Origin of the sequence: Camelimonas abortus (genome assembly GCF_042432745.1) — a bacterium.
Taxonomy (GTDB): domain Bacteria; phylum Pseudomonadota; class Alphaproteobacteria; order Rhizobiales; family Beijerinckiaceae; genus Camelimonas; species Camelimonas abortus.
This window is the reverse complement of the sequence record NZ_JBHLWR010000006.1, coordinates 139,051-161,111: the sequence shown is the minus strand read 5'-3', so window position 1 is coordinate 161,111 and position 22,061 is coordinate 139,051. Positions and strand designations below refer to the sequence as shown.

At 67.9% G+C, this 22,061-nt stretch carries 19 protein-coding genes and 2 pseudogenes; 7 read left to right on the top strand and 14 right to left on the bottom strand.

Going from position 1 to position 22,061, the window contains the following annotated elements:
• Positions 1-47: 47 nt before the first annotated feature.
• The 6 genes and pseudogenes from ACFFJB_RS03085 to ACFFJB_RS03060 all read right to left on the bottom strand — a co-directional run bounded on the left by ACFFJB_RS03085 (position 48) and on the right by ACFFJB_RS03060 (position 7,617).
• Positions 48-1,358 (bottom strand): MFS transporter, encoded by a 1,311-nt coding sequence (locus ACFFJB_RS03085; RefSeq protein ID WP_376829380.1) that lies wholly within the window; start codon positions 1,356-1,358, stop codon positions 48-50.
• A gap of 444 nt (positions 1,359-1,802) precedes the next feature.
• Positions 1,803-2,537: a SapC family protein gene (locus tag ACFFJB_RS03080; RefSeq protein ID WP_376829378.1), complete on the bottom strand. Its 735-nt coding sequence runs from the start codon at positions 2,535-2,537 to the stop codon at positions 1,803-1,805.
• 37 nt (positions 2,538-2,574) lie between these two features.
• Positions 2,575-3,315, bottom strand: a complete 741-nt coding sequence (locus tag ACFFJB_RS03075) for an autotransporter outer membrane beta-barrel domain-containing protein (RefSeq protein WP_376829376.1) — start codon at positions 3,313-3,315, stop codon at positions 2,575-2,577.
• The gene (locus tag ACFFJB_RS03070; RefSeq protein WP_376829374.1) at positions 3,249-4,391 is read right to left on the bottom strand and encodes an autotransporter outer membrane beta-barrel domain-containing protein; all 1,143 of its coding nucleotides are present in this window, start codon (positions 4,389-4,391) and stop codon (positions 3,249-3,251) included. Before ACFFJB_RS03070 ends, ACFFJB_RS03075 begins: the two co-directional genes overlap by 67 nt.
• A gap of 20 nt (positions 4,392-4,411) precedes the next feature.
• A pseudogene (locus ACFFJB_RS03065) lies at positions 4,412-5,585 on the bottom strand (IS3 family transposase).
• Between the two features lie 382 nt (positions 5,586-5,967).
• The gene (locus ACFFJB_RS03060) at positions 5,968-7,617 is read right to left on the bottom strand and encodes a BCCT family transporter (RefSeq protein WP_376829372.1); all 1,650 of its coding nucleotides are present in this window, start codon (positions 7,615-7,617) and stop codon (positions 5,968-5,970) included.
• A 357-nt stretch (positions 7,618-7,974) separates the two neighbouring features.
• On the opposite strand from ACFFJB_RS03060, the gene tnpA reads away from it, so the two are divergent.
• The 3 genes from tnpA (at position 7,975) to tnpC (ending at position 10,406) form a co-directional block, all read left to right on the top strand.
• Positions 7,975-8,361 (top strand): IS66-like element accessory protein TnpA, encoded by a 387-nt coding sequence (gene tnpA, locus ACFFJB_RS03055; protein ID WP_376829371.1) that lies wholly within the window; start codon positions 7,975-7,977, stop codon positions 8,359-8,361.
• Entirely contained in the window at positions 8,358-8,699 is a 342-nt protein-coding gene (tnpB, locus tag ACFFJB_RS03050; protein ID WP_376828492.1) for an IS66 family insertion sequence element accessory protein TnpB, read from the top strand. The genes tnpA and tnpB overlap by 4 nt, the downstream gene beginning before the upstream one ends.
• Before the next feature lie 78 nt (positions 8,700-8,777).
• Positions 8,778-10,406, top strand: a complete 1,629-nt coding sequence (gene tnpC / locus ACFFJB_RS03045; protein WP_376828577.1) for an IS66 family transposase — start codon at positions 8,778-8,780, stop codon at positions 10,404-10,406.
• 43 nt (positions 10,407-10,449) lie between these two features.
• On the opposite strand, the pseudogene ACFFJB_RS03040 reads toward tnpC, so the two are convergent.
• The 3 genes and pseudogenes from ACFFJB_RS03040 to ACFFJB_RS03030 all read right to left on the bottom strand — a co-directional run.
• Positions 10,450-11,144, bottom strand: a pseudogene (locus tag ACFFJB_RS03040) (IS3 family transposase); the annotation flags it as partial.
• 132 nt (positions 11,145-11,276) lie between these two features.
• Positions 11,277-11,618 (bottom strand): heme-degrading protein HmuQ, encoded by a 342-nt coding sequence (gene hmuQ, locus ACFFJB_RS03035; protein WP_183335300.1) that lies wholly within the window; start codon positions 11,616-11,618, stop codon positions 11,277-11,279.
• Between the two features lie 313 nt (positions 11,619-11,931).
• Positions 11,932-14,055: a TonB-dependent hemoglobin/transferrin/lactoferrin family receptor gene (locus tag ACFFJB_RS03030; RefSeq protein WP_376829369.1), complete on the bottom strand. Its 2,124-nt coding sequence runs from the start codon at positions 14,053-14,055 to the stop codon at positions 11,932-11,934.
• A gap of 237 nt (positions 14,056-14,292) precedes the next feature.
• Between ACFFJB_RS03030 and hemP the strand changes: the two genes are divergently transcribed.
• Genes hemP through ACFFJB_RS03010 form a run of 4 tightly spaced genes read left to right on the top strand, consistent with a single transcriptional unit; the run spans position 14,293 to position 17,276 of the window.
• Positions 14,293-14,469, top strand: coding sequence for a hemin uptake protein HemP (gene hemP, locus ACFFJB_RS03025; RefSeq protein WP_376829367.1), 177 nt, complete (start codon positions 14,293-14,295; stop codon positions 14,467-14,469).
• A 4-nt stretch (positions 14,470-14,473) separates the two neighbouring features.
• Complete coding sequence (locus ACFFJB_RS03020; protein WP_376829365.1) at positions 14,474-15,391, top strand: heme/hemin ABC transporter substrate-binding protein; 918 nt, start codon at positions 14,474-14,476, stop codon at positions 15,389-15,391.
• Positions 15,392-15,405: 14 nt separating this feature from the next.
• Positions 15,406-16,482: a FecCD family ABC transporter permease gene (locus ACFFJB_RS03015; protein WP_376832501.1), complete on the top strand. Its 1,077-nt coding sequence runs from the start codon at positions 15,406-15,408 to the stop codon at positions 16,480-16,482.
• Positions 16,479-17,276 carry a heme ABC transporter ATP-binding protein gene (locus tag ACFFJB_RS03010; protein WP_376829363.1) on the top strand — a complete coding sequence of 266 codons (798 nt, stop codon included), beginning with the start codon at positions 16,479-16,481 and terminating at the stop codon, positions 17,274-17,276. The genes ACFFJB_RS03015 and ACFFJB_RS03010 overlap by 4 nt, the downstream gene beginning before the upstream one ends.
• An 18-nt stretch (positions 17,277-17,294) precedes the next feature.
• Here the strand turns inward: ACFFJB_RS03010 and ACFFJB_RS03005 are convergent, their stop codons facing one another.
• The 5 genes from ACFFJB_RS03005 to ACFFJB_RS02985 all read right to left on the bottom strand — a co-directional run bounded on the left by ACFFJB_RS03005 (position 17,295) and on the right by ACFFJB_RS02985 (position 22,042).
• Complete coding sequence (locus ACFFJB_RS03005) at positions 17,295-20,054, bottom strand: HAD-IC family P-type ATPase (protein ID WP_376829361.1); 2,760 nt, start codon at positions 20,052-20,054, stop codon at positions 17,295-17,297.
• A gap of 163 nt (positions 20,055-20,217) precedes the next feature.
• A complete protein-coding gene (locus tag ACFFJB_RS03000) occupies positions 20,218-20,604 on the bottom strand; it encodes a periplasmic heavy metal sensor (protein WP_376829359.1) in 387 nt (128 codons plus the stop codon).
• The gene (locus ACFFJB_RS02995; RefSeq protein WP_376829358.1) at positions 20,601-21,032 is read right to left on the bottom strand and encodes a hypothetical protein; all 432 of its coding nucleotides are present in this window, start codon (positions 21,030-21,032) and stop codon (positions 20,601-20,603) included. The genes ACFFJB_RS03000 and ACFFJB_RS02995 overlap by 4 nt, the downstream gene beginning before the upstream one ends.
• A complete protein-coding gene (locus ACFFJB_RS02990) occupies positions 21,032-21,631 on the bottom strand; it encodes an RNA polymerase sigma factor (protein WP_376829356.1) in 600 nt (199 codons plus the stop codon). Before ACFFJB_RS02990 ends, ACFFJB_RS02995 begins: the two co-directional genes overlap by 1 nt.
• 21 nt (positions 21,632-21,652) lie before the next feature.
• Entirely contained in the window at positions 21,653-22,042 is a 390-nt protein-coding gene (locus ACFFJB_RS02985) for a hypothetical protein (RefSeq protein WP_376829354.1), read from the bottom strand.
• Positions 22,043-22,061 lie beyond the last annotated feature (19 nt).

Genomic DNA, 22,061 nt, shown 5'->3' with positions numbered 1-22,061 from the left:
CATGACCGCATGCGGACGGGGCCGTCCCGGCGACGACGCCTGGCGACTCAGGCGGCGGCCTGGCGCAGGCCCGCGCGGGTTCCGCGCAGCAGGAACAGCGACGCCGCCGCCACAAGGCACATCACGCCCGCGACATAGAAGGCGGGCAGATAGCTCTGCAGCAGCGTGCGCGACAGCCCGCCGCCCCATGCCGCAGCGGCCGAGCCGATCTGGTGGCCGGCGAAAGCCCAGCCGAACACCAGCGGCGCCTTCTCCGCCCCGAAATAACGGCCGGCCAGTTTCACCGTGGGCGGCACCGTCGCCACCCAGTCGAGGCCATAGAACATGGCGAACAGCGACAGGCCGTAGAAGGTGAAGGTGCTCTGCGGCAGCCACAGCAGCGACAGGCCGCGCAGGAAATAATACCAGAACAGCAGGGCGCGGTTGTTGAAGCGGTCCGACAGGTAGCCGGAAAGGATGACGCCGACGAAATCGAACGCCCCCATCATGGCGAGGGTCGCGGCGGCGTCCACCGGCGGCATGCCGAAGTCGCCGCACAGGGCGATGAAATGCGTCTGCACAAGGCCGGCGGTGCTGAGGCCGCAGATGAAAAAGGTGCCGAACAGCACCCAGAACGGCAGGCTGCCGAGCCCCTCGCGCAGGATGGAGAAGGCGCGCATCACCGCATCGGCGATGTCGCCGCCGCGCGCGGGCGGCGCCGCCAGCAGCTCCCCCGGCGCCGGCTGCGGCTCGCCATAGGGCCGCAGGCCCACGTCGCAAGGCCGGTCCTTCATCAACAGCAGCACCAGCGCGGCGGCGGCCAGAAGCGCCCCGAGCGAGGGAAGCAGCGCCGCCCGCCAGCCGAACTGCTCCGCCAGCCACGCCGCCAGCGGCAGAAAGGCGAGCTGGCCGGTGGCCACCGCAGCGGCGAGCACGCCCAGCGCCAGGCCGCGCCGCGCCTCAAACCAGCGGCCCGCCACCGTGGCGCCCAGCACCATGGCCGTGAGCCCGGCGCCGATGCCGACGGCGAAGCCCCACAGCAGCACGAACTGCCACAGGCTGCGCGCCGCCGCGCCCAGCGCCATGCCGCCGGTCACCAGCGCCAGCGCCGCCAGCATGACGTTGCGCACGCCGTAGCGCTCCATGAACGCCGCCGCGAACGGCGCCATCAGGCCGAACAGCAGCAGGCGGATGGCGAACACCCCCGACAGGTCGGCGGCGCTCCAGCCGAATTCCTGCGTCACCGGGCCAATGAACACGCCGCCGAGCCCCACCGTGCCGGCGATGCTCAGGCTGGCGAAGAACGTGACGGCGACAACGATCCAGCCGTAATGGATTCCGCGACTGGCAAGCGCCGATGCGACTGACCGGGCCAGCATGACCGCCCTCCCCGGGCGGCGCGGCCGCCCTGCTTCCCGTCCCGCCGCGCCCCGTCGCCCGCGCGGGTCGCGGCGCCGCCGCCGGCTCCGCCCGCGATCCGGACGGGGCGAAACATGCCGGGCGAACGCGGCGCGGCAGCATGCTGACATCCGCCCGCGAACGTCAAGCGCGTGACGGAGGGAAATTCCCTTACGGAAACCTCCGCGCCCGCCGCCGGCGGACCGGAGACGCCGCGGCGCCGTAGCGGCTGCGGGGGCGGAGCGGGCGCAGCCCGCTCCTCCGGCTCCGGGAGACGGCCGCCGGCCAGGCGAGGCGGCCGGCATGTCGCGCCGGCCGCCCGGACACGCAGACGCCGCCGGGAAGCCCCGGCGGCGCTGCATCCCGCCCTGCGCGGGAAGCTGGCTCCGGCGCGGCGGAGCCGGAAGGTCTCAGGCCAGCTGGCCCTAGCGGTCCAGCAACGCCGCGAAGCGGCCGATGGAGGCGAGGTGCAGGCTGATGCGCGACAGCCAGCCGCGACGGTGCCAGTCGACGACGGTGGCGTCGTCCAGCGCCTGCAGCCGCTCCGGATCGACCATGCGGAAGCCGTCCAGCGCGTAACGGCGCCCGTCCGGCAGGGTGGCGTCGGCGCGTTTCTCCACCAGCAGGTCCCTGTCGCGCAGCGCCTGGACGAAGGCTTCGGTGCCGGCGAAATCCGCCTGCCAGGCCTCGCAGAACTGCAGCGCCTGGCGGGTGACGGCGCCCGGCTCGCCGTTTTCGAACAGCGGCGCGCCCTCCCCTTCGTCCTCCGTCACCCACTCAGGCGCCGCGTCGATCACGAGGGCGAAGCGGTCGGAGCCCGGAACCGGCGCGAAGTTGAACGGATAGCGGCGCACATAGGCCGGAACATACTGGCCGGCGGCCCAGACGCCGTGCTCCACGAACAGGTTCTGCCCGTCGTTGAGGCCGAGCACCGCCACCGGATGGCCGGTGTCGCCGGTGAAGACAACCGGATAGCAGCAGCACGCCTGGTCGAACTCACCCAGCACCACGGGCACATACGCCGCCCCCGCGGCGAAGGAGAGGTCGCCCGGCTTCAGCCGCCACGCCCCGTGCACGGTGGAGTGAAGCACCACCGGCGCCCGGTAAAACAGCGGTTGCGGCGGCGCAGCGTCTGGAGCGGCGAATGCGGCGTTGGTCATGTGTCCGGGATCCCCCATGGAAATCGGGCGGGGCCGGTCAGAACCGGCCCCTGAAACCGGCGGAGCCCCGGAAGCGGTAGCTCCGGCCGAAGCGGGCGAGCGACGTCTCGGCCGTGACTTCCGAATACAGCGTCCAGTCGCCGTCGCCCCAGGCAAGACTGCCGCCGAAGCCAACGCCGCCCCACAGCCGGTCGTCGCGGCTCCTGATGACGGCGCCGGCCACGTTAGTCTCAGGGCCGCCAAGCCAGTCATAACTGACGTTGGCGACGCCGTACGCCTGGGCGCGACGGACGCCGTCCGCCCCGTTCCAGACTTTCTGGTAGTCGACAGACAGGCCGGCCCGCGTCGTCAGACTGTCGCCCCGGAACCGGGACACGTCCACTCCCATCCGGTCAGCGAAGCGCCCGAAGGCGACCCGCCCCCAGGTCACCTGCGCCTGCGGCGTCAGCGCCAGCGGACCGCCCGGATCGAACCGCCGCCCGATCGCGAGGCCGAGCGCCTGGCCGTCGCCCCGGACGCCCCGGGCCAGCACGCCGAGCGTAGCAGAGGTGAGGTCGCTGTTGAACCAGCTGAACTTCGCCTGGGCGTCGGCGTAGAAGCCGGAGGGGTCATGCCAGGTCAGCGTGGCGCCGAAGCCATGGCCGTGCGCGCCGATGCGGCCGTCGCCGAAGACCGAGGACACGCTGTCGAACGCACGGCCATAGTGCGCGGTCACGCCGCCCACCAGCCGCGCCCCGTCGTCGCGTTCGGCCAGCAGGACGTCGGCGCCCGCCTGCACCTCCCAGCTGTCGATGGTCTGGCGCGCGGCGGGAAGGCCGGCGCGACGCGCTGGCGCGCCCCGTCGATCCGCGCCCACAGCCCCGAGCCGGAAGACGTCGCCGCCCTGCTCCACACGCGGTTGCCCGCGCGCTGCTGCAGGGTCGGCAGGCCGTTGAGCGCCTGCAGCGCGCGCGGGTAACTCCCATAGACCGGCACGCCCGGCTGGTAGAGCGGAAGCGCCGCGCCTGCGCCATCCCCGGCGGCCGGATCGGCCAGCGACGAGCGCAGGTACCAGTGGCCGTCCTGCGGGTCGGTCACCCCGCCCCTGTGCAGGCGGTAGCCATAGGCGCCGGCGATGACGGCGGGCTGCCCCCGGAACATGTAGTCGCCAGCCAGGACGAAGGCGCCGTCCGAGGCGCCCCTGACCTCGACGATCCGTACGCCCTCACGGGTCAGGGCGCCGGCGCCGCCCAGGTTACGCACCCGAATTGTGGTCACGCCGGAGGCGTCGCCGCCGATGACGAGCCGGTCGGCGGGCGAATCATCGCCGCCAAGCGCCGCCTCGATCTCGAGCGCGCCCCCTGCTCCAACATAGTCGCCGGCCACCGACAGCACGCCGATGCTGGCGCCTGGCGCGACCACGCCGGCGTTCACCACCGCCGCGACCGAGCCATTGCCGCCCAGCCGGCCGCCGGCCGCCACCGAAACCGGGCCGCCCAGCACGCCGTCAACGGCGAGGAGACCGCCGGTCGCCACGATCCCGCCGGTATGGCCGGACGCGTCGCCGGCGATCGCCAGCGCGCCGGAGCCAGCCTTGGTGAGCGCGCCGGAGCCGGACAGCACGCCGGCGAGGGTGAGGGTCGCGCCGGCGTCCACGGCGATCTCGCCGTCCGCGGCGACGTTCACCGCGCGGTTGCTGGTGATGTCGGCGCCCACCTGCAGCGCGCCGCCGGCGAAGGTCAGGGCTCCGGAGGCGGCGCCAAGGTTGGCGTCGGACGTGATCCGCAGCGCGCCGCCCTCAATGCGCGCGCCGCCGGTGAAGGTGTTCGCGCCCGCAAGCTCCAGCACGCCGAGGTCCGTCTGGCCTGACCCCATAGGGTGGTCCGGTTTCAATCTTAGTTCATGATCGGCCTTGGGGCTATTGCCTGGGCAGATGACGGTGCTGCTCCGCTTGCTGGCGCAGGCCAGATGATGGCCTCGGGTGCCGGTGGCTTGTATCCAAGCGACGAGTGTGGCCTCTTGGTGTTGTAGTATCGCCGCCAGGCTTCGATGATGATCTTGGCCTCGGCGAGGCTGTAGAAGATCTCACCGTCAAGCAGTTCGTCGCGGAGCTTCGAGTTGAAGCTCTCGCAGTAGCCGTTCTCCCAAGGGCTTCCTGGTTCGATGAACGCTGCGCTGTCTTTGCGCCGACGGCTACGATCCACTCCCGTACAGCCTTGGCGATGAACTCCGGGCCGTTGTCGGAACGGACATGGCCCGGCACGCCGCGCAGGATGAACAGGTCCGACAGGGTGTCGATGACGTCGGTCGAGTTGAGCTTGCGATCAATGCGGATCGCCAGGCACTCCCGGGTGAACTCGTCGATGATGTTGAGCATGCGGAACTTCCTGCCATCGTGGGTCCGGCCCTCGACGAAGTCATAGGACCAGACATGATTGGGGTGCTCCGGCCGAAGCCGAACGCATGATCCGTCATTCAGCCAGAGACGTCCTCTCTTCGGTTGCTTCTGGGGAACCTTCAGCCCCTCCCGCCGCCAGATGCGCTCGACACGCTTGGCATTCACCGTCCAGCCTTCGGATCGCAGCATTGCCGTGATCCGGCGATAGCCATAGCGGCCGTAGCGTGAGGCCAGGCGGATGATGTCGGCGGTCAATGCCTCTTCATCCGGCCGGCCTTTGGGCTTTTTGCGGTGGGTCGAACGGTGCTGGCCGAGAACCTTGCAGGCAAAGCGCTCCGAGACGGAGAACTTCGCCATGACATGATCGACGCAGCGACGGCGGCGAGCGCGGCTCAATAGTTTCCCGAGGCAGCCTCCTTCAGGATCAGCTTCTCGAGCGTCAGGTCCGACACCGCCTTGCGCAACCGGTCGTTCTCTTTCTCAAGCTCTTTCAGGCGCTTCACCTGATCGCCCTTCAGGCCGCCGAACTCCTTGCGCCATCGGTAATACGTGAACTGTGTCACGCCGATCGAACGAACCGCTTCGCCAACTGACCGGCCTTGTGACAACAGAACATCAACCTGGCGCAGCTTCGCCACGATCTCTTCAGGTCTATGCTTCTTCTGGGGCATTCAAACGTCCTCCTACGGCTCAATAGCCTACTTCAGGGAGGACCACTTTTCAGGGGGCAGACCACCTGCCGGGCAAGTCTACCACATTCGAAGCCAAAGGAACGCGGCCCGTTTGGATAGCGGGTATTGCACACAAGGCTAAGCGGATCGCCGTCACCAACCACGCCGATCGCGAGCGTCAGCAACTCAGAATTCCCGCTCAGGATCGAACCGCAAAAATAGGGTCGGAAGCTGCCTCACGGCGCAGAAGCTTATGGCAACCCGGACACTGTCTCCATATGCTCTGCCCATGGCTCGTCTATTTATTGAGCAACAAGGCCGGTGGAATGCCTCAGATGATCCCTACTGGAAGGGGCAGCGTCGCCCCTCCCACCGGTGCGTTTCAGGATCCTCCGGACACTGCGCCGCGTGGCTCCGCCATCAGACCGCGAATCAGAGCGTAACAGCCGAGCAGGAGGACAATTGCGAAAGGCAGGCCGGTTGATACTGAAGCTGCCTGCAACGCTGCAAGGCCACCACCCAGCAGCAGTGCAATCGCAACCAGGCCCTCGAAGACAGCCCAGAAGATCCGCTGCGCCACCGGTGTGTCGACTTTTCCACCTGCGGTGATCGTGTCAATCACCAGCGAGCCGGAGTCGGACGAGGTGCAGAAAAATACCACCACCAGAATGATGCCGACGAAGGAAGTGATCGCCGTCAGCGGCAGATGCGACAGCATGGCGAAGAGCTTGAGCTCGAGCGCCGAGTCGGTGATGTCGGTGAAGCCCTCGCCGATCAGGCTGATAGCGGTGCCTCCGAAGCTCGTCATCCATACCACCGATACGAGTGACGGGATGAGCAAGACGGCAATCATAAACTCGCGCACGGTCCGGCCGCGGCTGACCCGGGCAATGAACATGCCGACGAACGGCGACCATGATATCCACCAGGCCCAGTAGAATGCAGTCCAGCCCTGTCGAAAATTGTCATCCTCTCGCCCGAAGGGGTTCGCAAGCGCCGGGAGATGTTCGACATAGGCGCCAAGGTTCAGGAAGAAGGCCTTGATGATCGTCAGCGTCGGGCCGGTGAGGATCACAAACAGCAACAGCAGTGCGGCAAGCACCATGTTGATCTCCGACAACCGTCGTACGCCAGCGTCCAGTCCCGCAATGACCGAAAGCGTGGCGATTGCGGTGATGCCGATGATCAGCAGGACCCTCGACGTGTCGGTATCCGGCATGCCGAACAAGAAATTCAGTCCCGCGTTCGCCTGCTGCGCGCCCAGCCCGAGCGACGTGGCCAGTCCGAATAGGGTCGCGAAAACCGCGAGGATGTCGATGACGTGCCCCGGCCATCCCCAGACGCGCTCGCCGAAAACGGGGTAGAAGATCGACCTCATTGTTAGCGGGAGACCCTTGTTGTAGGCGAAGAGCGCCAGGCCCAGCGCAACGACGCCGTAGATCGCCCAGGGGTGAAGCCCCCAGTGGAAGATCGTTGCCGCCATGGCGAGGCGCCGCGCTGCCTCGCTATCGCCTGCCGCACCGCCAAGTGGCGCCCAGTCCGTGCGGGCGCCGCCTTCTCCAGCAATTCCCCCGAAGGCGGCGTCATAGTGGCCAATCGGCTCGGCCACTCCATAGAACATGAGTCCGATGCCCATGCCGGCGGCAAAAAGCATTGCAAACCAGGCAGAATAGCTGAAGTCCGGTGTCGCCTCCCGTCCGCCGATCCGGATCGAGCCCCAGGGAAGGACGATGACAGCCACGCACACCAAAACGAAGATGTTGCCAGCAATCAAAAAGAACCAGTCGAGATTGGCCGTCAACCAGTCGCGAAGGCCGGTGAAGAAGGCGTCCGCCTCGTTCTGCATCGCCAGCGTGAGTATGACGAAGGCGACGATTACCAGCCCGGAGATTGCAAATACCGGGTTGTGAACGTCGAAGGAAAGCGCCCCCATTCTCCGCTGGACATTATCTTGACCGATCTCATAGTCCGTCTCGATGATATCCGTAGGTCCCTCGGGATCAGGAATCCCGGTCGTTTGAGTCTCGGTCATAAGCTTCCTCCGAAAACATTAAATCCGGCCGCGGCCGTTCGCTTACTTGCCTCCTCGCGCATTGCGAATCATTAGTCATATACTAAAACATGCTGCTTGGCCTGAAGCCATGGCTCGGAATGAATGCGAAAACTGCAATTCGAGCTCTCGTAATGCGCCAGCCATCTTTGCTGACCACGAACGCTCTTAGAATATCAGGAGTGAATGAGCCCCGCTTCACGGTGCGGGATCCAATGCCGTATCAAACACCGCCTCTGACGTTGCCCCCAAGGTGAGCCTCCGGCGAAGGCCGCCTTGTCGTGACAGTGCCTTGTGCTGAAGCTGTGCTCATAAGGACGCAGTCAAGAGCGCAGGTTCATGCAAGTGGCGGTTATTTCCGGATCCGAACGTCGCCGTCGCTGGAGTGCGGCGGAGCGCGAAGAGATTGTGCTGGCGTCAACCATGCCCAGCGCGGTGATTGCGGAGGTCGCGCGACGGTTCGGTGTGGCCACCAGCCTGATCTACAAGTGGCGCCGCGGGGCCCGGCAGGCAGCGGGGAGGTTCGTGCCGGTTGTCCTGACAGAGGATGAGGGGTCTGCGCCGGTGGCGGCGGGCTCAAGCCTGGAAGCTGTGGCGGGCGATGAATGCAGCCCGGGGCCTGAAGGCGCCCCGGTGATCAGCGTCACCCTTGTCACAGCGCGGATTGATATCCCCCTTTCAGCCCCGCCTGCGCTGGTCAGCGCCGTGCTGCAGGCGCTGCGATGATCCCCGCCGGCGCCCGGGTGTGGATCTGCTCTGGCCACACCGACATGAGGAAGGGCATGAATGGCCTTGCGCTGCTGGTGCAGGAGCATTTCCGGCGCGATCCCCATTGCGGCGACCTGTATGTCTTCCGGGGCCGCGGCGGCGCACTGTGCAAGATCCTGTGGCACGACGGGATCGGCATGTCGCTCTATGCGAAGCGGCTGGAACGCGGCCGGTTCATCTGGCCTGCGACAGGGGGCGGCGCGGTTGCCTTAACGGCAGCCCAGCTCGGCTATTTGCTCGAAGGAATTGACTGGCGCCATCCGCAACACAGCTGGAGGCCGCGCAGCGCCGGCTGAGCAAAAATAGTTTGGCCAGACGGCATTTTGGGGCGCCACAAACGCCCTGATCTGTGATTCACTACGGTCATGAAAGCCATGGCCAGCCCCGTTCCTGACGATGTCGCAGCGCTGAAAGCGGCGCTCGTCGCCGCCGTGGAGCGGGCTGACCGGGCCGAGGCAGAAGCCGCCGCAGCCCGGGCCCGGCGCGCCGATGACCAGGCGCAGATCGCCCATCTGAAGCTGCTCATTGCGAAGTACAAACGTGAGCGCTTTGGCGCCTCATCGGAGCGGACCGCCCGCCTGCTCGACCAGCTTGAGCTGCAGCTGGAGGAGCTTGAGACTGGCGCGACCGAGGACGAGCTTGCCGCAGAGAAAGCCGCCGCCCGCGCGACCACGCCTGTCGCCGCGTTCCGCCGCAGGAAGCCCGCGCGTCAGCCTTTCCCTGAGCACCTGCCGCGTGAGCGGGTGGTGGTTGAAGCCCCGCGCGCCTGCGCCTGCTGCGGCGGCGCGCGGCTGAGGAAGCTGGGCGAGGACATCACCGAGACGCTGGAGGTGATCCCGCGCCAGTGGAAGGTGATCCAGACGGTGCGGGAGAAGTTCTCGTGCCGCGACTGCGAGGCCATCGCCCAGGCTCCAGCGCCGTTCCATGTGCTGCCGCGCGGCTGGGCCGGTCCCCGGCTTCTGGCCCAGATCGTGTTCGAGAAGTTTGGCCAGCATCAGCCGCTCAACCGCCAGTGCGAGCGCTATGCCCGCGAGGGCGTGCCGCTGGGCCTGTCGACGCTGGCGGATCAGGTCGGCGGCGCTGCCTCGGTGCTGGCCCCGCTGTTCTCGCGGATCGAGGCGCATGTGCTGGCGGCTAAACGGCTGCATGGCGACGACACCACGGTTCCGGTGCTGGCGAAGGGCAAGACCGATACGGGCCGGCTCTGGACCTATGTGCGTGACGACGCCCCCTGGGGCGGCCCCGCGCCACCGGCGGCTGTCTTCCATTACTCACGCGACCGTCGGGGCGTTCACCCGCAGGAGCACCTCAGGGCATGGAGCGGCATTCTTCAGGCCGACGCCTATGGCGGTTACAATGAGCTGTACAGGCCAGAGCGCGCGCCAGCCCCCATTCTGGAGGCGGGTTGCTGGGCGCACGCAAGACGCAAGTTCTTTGAGCTGGCGGACATCGAAAGCGCCGCCCGCAAAACGGCCAGGGGATTGAAGCCGCCGTCCGTCTATCCGCGGGCGCTGGAAGCTGTTCGCCTGATCGACAGCCTGTTCGCGATCGAACGCGACATCAATGGAGCCAGCGCCGACGGGCGCCGGGCCGTGCGCCAGATGCGCAGCGCGCCGGTGATTGCGCAGCTGGAGGCATGGCTTGGCCAGACCCGGGACCAGTTCAGTCGTGGCCATCCCCTGGTGAGGGCCATCGGCTATCTGAGCCAGCGCTGGCCATCGTTCACGCGCTTCCTCGATGACGGGCGGATCTGCCTGTCGAACAACGCCGCCGAACGGGCGCTGCGCGGCGTCGCCCTTGGCCGCAAGGCGTGGCTGTTCTGCGGATCGGATCGCGGCGGACAGCGCGCTGCGGCGATGTACAGCCTGATTGTCACCGCCCGCATGAACGACGTTGATCCTCAGGCGTGGCTGGCCGACGTCCTCGCCAGGATCAATAGCATTCCGGCTGCGCGTATCGATGAACTGCTGCCGTGGAACTGGAAGGCAGCCACCACGGGGTAAGGCATAGCCTGAGGCGGAGGCGTCTCAGATGTGGTGCTCACCGCATGCTTACCTTCCTGCCATCGTGGGTCCGGCCCTCGACGAAGTCATAGGACCAGACATGATTGGGGTGCTCCGGCCGAAGCCGAACGCATGATCCGTCATTCAGCCAGAGACGTCCTCTCTTCGGTTGCTTCTGGGGAACCTTCAGCCCCTCCCGCCGCCAGATGCGCTCGACACGCTTGGCATTCACCGTCCAGCCTTCGGATCGCAGCATTGCCGTGATCCGGCGATAGCCATAGCGGCCGTAGCGTGAGGCCAGGCGGATGATGTCGGCGGTCAATGCCTCTTCATCCGGCCGGCCTTTGGGCTTTTTGCGGTGGGTCGAACGGTGCTGGCCGAGAACCTTGCAGGCAAAGCGCTCCGAGACGGAGAACTTCGCCATGACATGATCGACGCAGCGACGGCGGCGAGCGGGGCTCAATAGTTTCCCGAGGCAGCCTCCTTCAGGATCAGCTTCTCGAGCGTCAGGTCCGACACCGCCTTGCGCAACCGGTCGTTCTCTTTCTCAAGCTCTTTCAGGCGCTTCACCTGATCGCCCTTCAGGCCGCCGAACTCCTTGCGCCATCGGTAATACGTGAACTGTGTCACGCCGATCGAACGAACCGCTTCGCCAACTGACCGGCCTTGTGACAACAGAACATCAACCTGGCGCAGCTTCGCCACGATCTCTTCAGGTCTATGCTTCTTCTGGGGCATTCAAACGTCCTCCTACGGCTCAATAGCCTACTTCAGGGAGGACCACTTTTCAGGGGGCAGACCAGTTGCGCAAACGACAAAGGGCGCGCCGGTGAGGCGCGCGCTTTCCGTTCCCCGGGAAGGCCTCCCACGTCAGGCGGCGGCGTTCACCCGCTCGCCGTCCTTGGTGATGGTCTGGATGACCTCGAAGCCCTCGAACTGCGGTCCGCCGATGTAGAGCACCTTGTTCCGGCCCGCATCCTTGTGCGCATTGCGGAACGCCTCGGACTTCGTCCAGTTCTCGAAATCCGCCTTCGTGGCCCAGATCGTGTGCGAGGAGTAGAGCACGTGGTCGTCATACCGGGGGCCGCGCAGCAGGTGGAATTCGACGAAGCCCGGCACCTGGTGCAGATAGACTTCGCGATCGAGCCAAACCCGCTCGAAGTCGGCGCAGGAATCGGGATGAACCTTGAAGCGGTTCATGGCGATGAACATGGTCTCTTCTCCTTCGATGGACCTGGGCAGGCGCCCTGCGGCGCCCGGGGCGCGCCGTGCCCTGCGAGGCCCGCATCCTCGCAGGGCTCGACGAATTCGCGCAATTCGCGGCCGGCAACAACCTCTTTCCCGTGCTGCGGCAGGTCCGCGGCGGCGCGGCTCCGCGGGCCACGGGCCTTTCGGTGGCGGCTGGCGGGCGCAAGTCCGCTCCGTGCGCGACAGGTGTCCGGGCACGGAAGGCCGCGACTGGGCAGGGCCGGCATCGCAATGTCCGTCGGCACCTTCGGCATCGGCTTTCCCCGGCGCGGGCCCGTCACTTCGCCGCGAACTTGACGGTCAGACCGAACTTCGCCGTCAGACCGGGGCTCGCATCAGAGTTGAGGTACTGGGTGTACTGGCGATCGAATACGTTCTTGATGATGATGTCGCCGCGGATACGGTCGCTGTACTGATAGGAGGCGAACAGGTCGACGAGCCCGTAGCCCTTCGTCGGGTTGGTCACGTTCTTCTTCGAATCGTCGACGAAGGTCAGGCGCGTGCCAATCGTCAGCTTGTCGTCGAGGAAGCGCAGACCGAGCGTCGTACTCACCTGGTCCGGCATGACACTGTTGAGCGGGCCGTTCGTCTGCTTGTTCTTGCCGTTGATGTGCGTGCCCGCCACGGAGATGAAGCCGCCACCCCAGTCATAGGCGGCCTCCACCTCGACACCCGTCAGGCGGGCCTTGGCGATGTTCTGGTACTGCTGGTCGTACAGCGAGATGCACATCGCCGACACGAACTGGCACACGAAGGCCGGCATGCCAGGAACGATCGGCGTGAGGTGGGGCGTGCCAACGTCAACGCTATCGATATAGTCGCTGACGTTGTTCAGGAACACGTTGGCCTTGGCGCGGAACTTGTCGTTCTCGGTGAAGATGCCGTCATACTTCACGTTGACCCCGGCTTCCCAGTTGCGCGCCACTTCCGGCTTCAGGGCCGGGTTCGGCAGGATGTTGAAGGCCGGGAAGGGATGGACGCCGTTGACAAGGGTCTCCGTGATGGTCGGCGCGCGGTAGCCCTCGGCATAGGTGCCGTAAAGCTCGATGCCCTGGATCGGCGAAATGCCGATCGTGATCTTCGGCGACAGGCGGCTGCCGTCGGAATTGTAGCCGCCGCCGTCCAGCTTGTAGGAGTCGTAGCGCAGGGTGCCGATCACGCGCAGCCAGTCGCCATAGCGCAGCTCGTCCTGGATGAACGCGCCCGTCAGGCGGCGGTTGCCGGACGGCGTCAGGGCCGAGCCGAAGCCGCCCGCCTGGTCCTGCACGGTCACATGGTCGCGCAGAGCGTCGAAGCCGACGGTCACGGCATGATCGACGCTCCCCGTGCTGAAGCGGGACGTGTTGTGGATATCGACACCGGTTGTTTCGACGTCGAAGCGCCGCGCATCGCCGGCACGGGCTCCCGACGCGACGTAAGGTGAAGACGGATTGATGAGGCGCTGGTCATCCGTCGTCGTCACGTAGTAGCCCTTGATCGACAGGTCGAGCCACGGCACGTCCGGACGCTGGAAGCGATAGCCCAGCGTGTAGTTGCCGGTCTGCACCTCGTGGCCGAACCGGGCGCCATCGGTGCCGTTGGCGTTGTTCGTGAAGCGGTATTCCTGGAACAGCGCCGTGGCCGAGATGGTGTGGCCGTCGGCCGGACGCAGGTTGAACTTGACGTTGCCGGCCGAAAGCTTCGAGCCGGTGTCCACGATCGTGTTGCCGGCGCCGTCCCTGTAGGGTGTCTCGTTGCGCCAGACGAACTGGCCGAAGATGTCCGCCGCCGTGCCGAGGCGCGCACCGACCATCGTGCTGTTCACGAAGTTGGCGCCATTGGTGCCGGCGCCGAGATGCTGGACAGCGCCGATCTGCTCGTCCTCGGCCAGCACGTCGTCGATGGACCGCGTGCGGAAGGACGCAACGCCGCCGATGGCGCCCGAGCCGTAGATCGTGGAGACGGGGCCGCGCGTGACGTCGATGCCACCGACGAGCTCCGGATCGAGATAGAACGTGCCGTTGGCGCCGTGCCCCTCCCTGCCGTAGTTCTGCCGGGCGCCGTCGATGAGGACGGCGACGCGCCCGTAATCCTGCATCCCGCGGATGTTGATGGCCTGGCCAGGGTCCTGCACGGTCGTCTGTGTCGTCACGCCGGGCATGCCGAGGAAAACATCCGAGATGCGCGACGGCTGAAGACGCTGGATGTCCTGCTCGCTCACCGTGCTCACGCCGGCGAGCGCATCGATGGCCTTTTCCTCGGTCTTCGTGGCCGTGACCGTGATCTCGTCGAGGGTAATGTCCCCGCCCGGGATCGAGGCCTGCCGGGCAGCCGGCTGATTGGCACCGTCCTGGGCCAGGGCGGCGGACAGAGCCATGAGAGAAACAGTGGCGCAGAGCGCCGCGCGAGCGAAGACGCGCATGAGAACGAAGCCCCCAATGTCCGAATGATGAGGTTCGGCTGGCTGGCTACGGGCTCGCGCCCCCGGCTGGCTGGCGTTGTGCGGCTCCCCGCAAGGAGGAGTTTGCGCTTCCTATACGTGTTGTGTATGCACGTCAATCGAAGCAAACCAACAGTAGTTTTTTACAATTCAAAACTACTGCCAAGATCAGAATCATTCAAAAGAGACTCTTGAACAGTTAAAAGAAAGCGACCTGCCATGCCTACGCCAACCCCGCCTTCCGCGCCACACCCGGCGCCGCCCAAGGCCCCGGAACCGCCCGTGATCGACGTGCGCTCGCTCGTCGGGGGCGGGCGCGAGGTGGTGCTGCTGCACAACGGCGAGCGCTACCACCTGCGCATCACGGCCAACGACAAGCTCATTTTGACGAAGTGACGCCATGACCGGCAGACCGAACCGCTCCCTGTCGCGGCGCACCCTCGCCCGGCTCATCGCCATCGCCTTCCTCCTCGCCCCCGGGCCGGCGACGCTCGCTCAGGCGGGCGATCCGCCGGGCGGCAACCGCATCGTCGCCCTCGGCGGTGCCGTCACGGAGATCCTCTATGCGCTCGGCCTTGAGGCGCGGGTCGCCGCCGTAGACACGACCAGCACCTTCCCCGAGCGCGCGCTGAAGGAGAAGCCGAACGTCGGCTACGTGCGCTCACTTTCGGCCGAGGGCATCATTGCGCTCAACCCGACGCAGGTCATCGCGATCAGCACAGCCGGCCCGCCCGATGCCGTCCGGCTCATCGAGGAGACAGGCGTGCCGTTCACGCAGCTGCCGGACGAGCCGTCGGCCGAAGGGGTCATCCACAAGATCGAGACCATCGGCAGGCTGACCGGAACCGAGGCGAAGGCCGAGGCGCTCGCCGCCGAGGTGCGCCGCGGCTTTGCCGATCTCGCCGCGGCGCGGGAGCGCATCGACAAGCCGGTGAAGGCGCTCTTCGTCCTTGCCATGCAGAACGGGCGCCCCCTCGTGGGCGGCCGCGGCACCTCCGCCGACGCCATCCTGCGCCTTGCCGGCGCGGAGAACGCCGCCACCGTCATCGAGGGCTTCAAGCCGATGACGGACGAGGCCATCATCGCCGCGGCGCCGGACGTCATCGTCATGATGTCCAACGGCGGCCATGCCGCCGGCCACGCCGAGGAGGTCTTCGCGGCCCCCGCCTTCGCCGGTACTCCCGCCGCCCGCGATCGGGCCCTGGTGACCCTGGACGGGCAGCTGATGCTCGGCTTCGGGCCGCGGGCGCCGCAGGCAGCCGCCGAGCTGATGCGTGCCTTCTATCCCACGCTGGCAACGGGCGAGAAGGCACAGTGACCACGGCCACGGATATGCCAGGCGAATCGATCGACGCCGCGCTGGCCCGCCGCCGGCTGCGCGCGCTTGTGCTCTTTCTGCTGCTCGCGGCGGGCGTCGTGATCGTCTCGATCCTGTCAATCGGCACCGGCGCGCTCGCCCTCGCCCCCTCCCGCGTCGTCGACGTGCTGCATGCCGTTCTTACGGGGAAGGTACCGGACGAGATGGCTCGCGATGCTCTCGTCGTCGTCGGTATCCGCCTGCCGCGCACGCTGCTCGGGCTGCTCGTCGGGGCGGCGCTCGCCGTCTCGGGCGCGCTCATGCAGGGGCTGTTCCGCAATCCCCTCGCAGATCCGGGTCTCACCGGCGTTTCCTCCGGCGCGGCCCTCTTCGCCGCCGGCATGATCGTTTTCGGAGAGCGTCTCGCCGCGGGAACGGGCCCCCTGCCCTTCGTTACCCTGCCGACAGCGGCCTTCGGCGGTGCACTGCTCACCACCTTCACACTCTACCGCATCTCGACGCGCGCCGGCCGCACCTCCGTCGCCACGCTGCTCCTTGCCGGCGTCGCGCTCGGCGCCCTTGCCGGCGCGATCACGGGCGTGCTCACGTTCATCAGCGACGACCGGCAGTTGCGCGACCTCACCTTCTGGTCCCTCGGCAGCCTCGGCGGCGCCACCTGGGCGAAGACGGCCACGGTCGCCCCAGCCATTTTGCCCGTGCTGGTCGCTGTCCCGTTCCTCGCCCGCGGGCTCAACGCCCTCACGCTCGGCGAGGCGGAGGCTTTTCACCTGGGCATTGCCGTCGAGCGGCTGAAGCGGACCGCGATTTTCCTCGTTGCCGTGGCCGTCGGCGCCTCGGTTGCCGTCTCGGGCATCATCGGCTTCGTCGGCATCGTCGTGCCGCACCTGCTCCGCCTCGCGGTCGGCCCCGACCATCGCGTGCTGCTGCCCGCAAGCGCCCTCCTGGGCGGCATGTTGCTCGTCCTTTCCGACATGCTGGCCCGCACCCTCGTCCAGCCGGCGGAGTTGCCCATCGGCATCGTCACAGCGGCCATCGGCGCGCCCTTCTTCCTCTGGCTGCTGCTTGCGGGCCGCCGGAGCCTCGCGTCATGACAGCCGTCGTTACCGCCACCGGCATCAGCCTGCACGCCGCGGGCCGCACCATCCTGATGCCGACGAACCTCGCGCTCGCCGCCGGCGAGCTCACCGTCGTCGTCGGGCCGAACGGCGCCGGCAAGTCGACGCTGCTCAAGATCCTCGCCGGCGAGATCGCCCCGGCGAGCGGCTCCGTCCTCTACGGCGACACGCCCGTCTCCGCCATGCCGCCCTGGCGCCTCGCCATGAAGCGGGCCGTGCTGCCCCAGAGCGTGCAGCTCGTCTTTCCCTTCACGGTCGCCGAGGTGGTGCGCCTCGGCCTCGACGGGGCCGGCAGCGCCGCCGAACGACTGGACATGATGCGCCGCGCGCTCGCGGCGGCTGACGTCGCCCATCTGGCCGCGCGCAACTACCAGACCCTGTCCGGCGGCGAGCAGCAGCGGGTGCAGTTTGCCCGCGTGCTCGGCCAGCTCATGGCCGGCGGGCGGAACGAGAAACATCTCGCCCTCTTCCTCGACGAGCCGGTCTCGAGCCTCGACCTGCGCCACCAGCTCGGGCTACTCGAGCACGGCCGGCGCCTCGCCCGTGAGGGTGTCGCCGTCTTCGCCATCCTGCACGACCTCAATCTCGCCGCCGCCTACGGCGACCGGCTGGTGGCAATGAAAGGGGGCGCCATCGTCGCCGACGGGCCGCCGCGCGTGGTCCTGACAGACGCCTTGTTGCGTGAGGTCTTCGACGTGCAGCTGAAGGTTGGCGCCGTGCCCGCCGGGCCCTTCGTGCTGCCCCACCCGGCGGCAGGGGCCGCGGCCTGAGGGGTGGCACGCCGCCCCTCAGCGGACGACGAGGCGCTTCTCCACCTCGACGATGAGAAGGAGCACCACGCCGACGCCGACAATCACCAGCCCGTCAGCGAACGCGACCGGCCCGCTGCCGAAGATGCGCTGCATGAACGGCAGGTAGGTGAAGGCGAACTGCGCCAGCACGACCGCCACCAGCCCCAGGAGCACGGCCGGTGTGCCGAGCACGCCCTGGAAGGTCAGCGACGTGCCGTGCACATAACGGACGCTGAACAGGTAGAAGATCTCCATCACCACCACCGTATTGACGGCCATGGTGCGGGCGGTCTCCACGGGCAGGCCCCGCGCGCTCGCCCAGGCGTAGATGCCGAAGGTGCCGCATACCATCAGCGTCGAGACGAAGAGGATGCGCCACAGGAGACGGCGGGACAGCAGCGGCTGGTTCGCAGGGCGGGCCGGCCGCCGCATGGTGCCGGGCTCGGTCGGCTCGAAGGCGATCGTCAGCCCCAGCGCGATGGCCGTGACCATGTTGATCCACAGGATCTGGACCGGCGTGATGGGCAGGGACAGGCCGAAGAGAATGGCCACGACGATGGTCAGAGCCTCGCCGCTGTTCGTCGGCAGCGCCCAGGAGATCGATTTCGTCAGGTTGTCGTAGACCGTCCGCCCCTCGCGCACGGCCGCGACGATGGAGGCGAAGTTGTCGTCGGCGAGCACCATCTCGCTCGCCTCCTTCGCCGCCTCCGTGCCCTTGCCGCCCATGGCCACTCCGACGTCAGCCCGCTTGAGGGCCGGGGCGTCGTTCACGCCGTCACCGGTCATGGCGATGATGGAGCCGTCCTGCTGCAGCGCCTCCACGAGACGCAGCTTGTGCTCCGGGCTGGTGCGGGCGAAGACGGTCGCCTCCCGCGTATACCGGGCGAATTCCTCCGCATCCGCGGCGTCGAGATCATGGCCCGTCACCGCCACCGGATCCTCCGCAAGCCCGAGTTGCCGCGCAATGGCCCGCGCGGTGGCAACATGGTCGCCGGTGATCATCTTCACCTTGATGCCGGCCGCCCGGCATTCGGAAATGGCTGCGATCGCTTCCGGGCGCGGCGGATCAATGAGCCCCACGACGCCGAGCAGCGTCAGGTCGTGCTCGACATCGGCCGCTTTCAGCTCACGGGTGCCGCTCTCCATCGTCCGGCGCGCCAGCGCGATGACGCGCTGCCCGTCGGCGGCAAGGGCCTCGATACGCTCGTGCCAGGCGGCAGCGTCGATGGGCTGTTCGCCGTCCAGCGTCGCGACCCGCGTCGCCATGGCAACGATACGCTCCGGCGCACCCTTCACATAGGCCACCGGCCGGTGCCCGTTGCGGGCGTGCAGCGTCGCCATGTAGCGGTGGCGCGAATCGAACGGCACCTCGTCGAGGCGCGGAAAGCCTGCGCGCGCCGCGGCCGTGTCGTGCCCCGCCTTCATCGCCAGCGACACAAGCGCCCCCTCCATCGGGTCGCCGTCGACGATCCAGCCCTCGCCGCTTTGCCTCAGATGCGCGTCGTTGCACAGCAGCCCCGCGAGGGAGAGCTCCTCCAGCACGGGATCGGCGGCTGGATCGAGCTGCCGCCCGTCCACCGTGCGGAACTCGCCCTGAGGCCGGTAGCCCGTGCCGTCGACGCTGAGGGTGCGATCGGCGGTGACGACGGCGCTCACCATCATCTTGTTGCGGGTCAGGGTGCCCGTCTTGTCGGAGCAGATGACGGAGACCGACCCCAGCGTCTCCACGGCCGGCAGCCGCCGGACGATGGCCTTGCGCCGGGCCATGCGCTGCACGCCGACGGCAAGCGTGATCGTCATGATGGCCGGCAGCCCTTCCGGGATGGCAGCGACAGCGATGCCGACGACCGCCATGAACGCCTCGTCGAGGGCATAGGAGCGGACGAGCACGGCAAAGGCGAAGACGGCGGCCGCGATGCCGAGCACCACGGTGGTGACGAGCCGGGCAAAGTCGTCGATCTGGCGCAGGAGCGGCGTGGTGAGCTGCTCGACAGCGCCGATCATCGCGCTGATGCGGCCGAGCTCGGTCGCCGCCCCGGTCGCGACGGCGACGCCCGCACCCTGGCCGGCCGTGACGAAGGTGCCGGAGAAGGCCATGGACAGACGGTCCCCGAGGGCGGCATCCACGGCAACCGGCTCCAGCGCCTTGTCAACAGGCACCGATTCACCCGTCAGGACAGCCTCGTCCACCCGCAGGCTGCGCGTCTTCACGAGGCGCAGGTCGGCAGGCACCCGGTCCCCCGCCTCGAGCAGCACGATGTCGCCGGGGACGACCTCATCGGCCGGGATCGTGAGGCGCCGGCCGTCGCGGATCACCGATGCCTGCGGATCGATCATCGCCCGTATGGCCTCGAGCGCCTCCTCGGCCCGCCCCTCCTGGACAAAGCCGATGACGGCGTTGACGAGAACGACGGAAGCGATGACGAGAGCGTCGGTCACATGGCCGATCGCCGCCGCAAGGGTCGCGGAACCGACGAGGACGTAAATCAGCCGGCTGTGGAACTGCAGCAGAAAGCGCCTGAGGGCGCTGCGCCGCGGCCCCCGCGGCAGGCGGTTGGGACCGAAACGCGCGAGGCGCCGCGCCGCCTCTGCGGCGCTGAGCCCGTCCGGACCGGACCCTGTCGCCTGCAGAGCCTCCTGTAGCGGAACGGCATGCCAAGCCCGGTCGAGATCGCGGACCGGCTCTTCCGACCCGGCTCCGGCCTGCACAGGTAGCACTGTCGACACGGCACCGGATGCGGGGCTCTGGCTGTTCATGCCGTCGGCATCTCCTGCAATGCTCGTCGCATTCTGCCACAGATGGCAGACATCGGGAGCAGCCTAGCCGCATCGGCGCAGGAAGCGCTTGACGAGGATCAACGGCGCGGCTGCCCGGAACGGGCGTGCTGCTGGCCCCCGCATGGGCCGGCCATGTCCGGCATCAGGACCGGTCCGCGCCCTGCCGCGCTCGCAGGGTCTCGAGGAGGAGCTCCTGCATGAGCCGCTGGAGCGCGTCTGTCGCCGTGCGCACGTCCGTCATGGCCCGTTCCACCGCCGCTGCGTCGAGAGGTACGGCATTTGCCGTTTCGGCGAGCGCGCGCCGCGCCGCACGCAGGTCGCGCAGCGCTGCCAGGACACGCGGCCGGTTGTCCCGCAACCGCTGGCGGAAGCCGGAACGGACGTCTTCCGGATAAGCGGAGGCAATGCTCTGTGCGAGGAAGCTGCCGCGTGGCTGCCGTTCGCCCCGGACGATGAAACCGACGAGAAATGCGTTGGCCAGGAGCGAAACGGCAAGGCCCGTGGCCAGAAGGAGCCGGACACGCTTCACAGCTCACCTCCGTCCGATCCGAAGCCTTCCATGACCTCGCCAAGACCCGCCGCATCGCCCACGGCAAGGGCAAGAAGCATGTCCTGCTCTACGCCCGTATCGCCGTCGCCGAACCGGTAGCCGACGGCAGCGGCCGTGACGAGGACGAGGGCAAGACAGGTCGCCAGCACGGGAGTCGGGACAGGCCGCAGGATGCCGCCGAGAATGCCGGCCACGCCGCGCGATCCCTCGATGCGCGACAGGACTGTGCGGGCGAGAGCCCCTTCGTCACCGGGGACATCGATGGCGGCGAGCAGGAGGCTGTCGAGATCGTCGTCCGCATCAGCCGCCTCCAGAAACGCCCTCGCCTCCTGCCGGTAGGGCGGCGGCCATGTCGTCCAGTCCTTGCCGAAGCGGCGCTGCAGCCGCTCGAAATCGTCCCTGTTCATCACGTCGTTCCTTCTTCTTGTTCGTTCTTCCTCCCGCCTGCCGTGAGCTGACGCAGCGTGCGCCGCGCCCGCACGAGCAGCTGCTCGACAGAACCCGTGCTCGTGCCCATCACCTCGGCGATGGCCGGCACGTCGAGATCGGCTACAGCCCTGAGCAGCAGTGCCATGCGCTGGCGCTCGGGCAGGCGTACAAGGCCCTCGCGTACCGCTGCCAGTTCCTGCCGGGCGGACAGACGGGAATCGGCATCGACGCTGCTGGCCGGCAGCGTCTCTGCCATCTCGTCGAGGCCGATGAACGCGCGCAGGGCGCGCCAGCGGCGCAGATCGACGCAGCGGTTGGCGGTGATGCGGTAGAGCCAGGTCGTCGCCCGCCCTCTGGCGGGGTCGAACCTGCCGGCCCGCTTCCAGACCGCGACGAACACGTCCTGCACGACGTCCTCGGCGTCGTCCGGATTGCCCAGATAACGGGTCGCGAAGAGGCGCAGGCCGCGCCCGTGGCGGTCGATGAGGCGGACGAGCGCCGGCTGCTCGCCAGCCGCGATGCGGGCAAGCAGGCGCTCGTCCTCGCCCTCTTCGGGTGTCTGCGCCTCATCACGCATCCGGCTCCACACCACGCCGCCTCACCTCCAGTGCCGGCGGCCGACGACCACGGCACCGCCGTTCGGCCCCGTGATGCGGCCGATGGACCGGGCGCGAAACGGCCCGCGCGCCCCTGCACGCTCGCCGGAATAGGTGCGGCCTCCCGGCCCCGTCGCCGTGTAGCTGCGGCGACAGCGGTCGACGATGCCGTCGAAGCAGGTGGCGGTGGAGCTGTAGGTGCCGCCATTGGGGCCGACGCGGGTGGTGTGCCCGGTATAGAAGGGCCCGTCGCCGGAGACGCTGCGGCTGACCTGCCCGCCGCCGACGGTGCCGCGCGTCCATTCCGCGGCCCGGGCGCCATCGAGGGGAACTGAAAGAGCGAGCGCGACGAGACCCGCGAGGACCGGAACAGGCTTGACTGGGAAACGCATCGGAGCACTCCCTCAACGA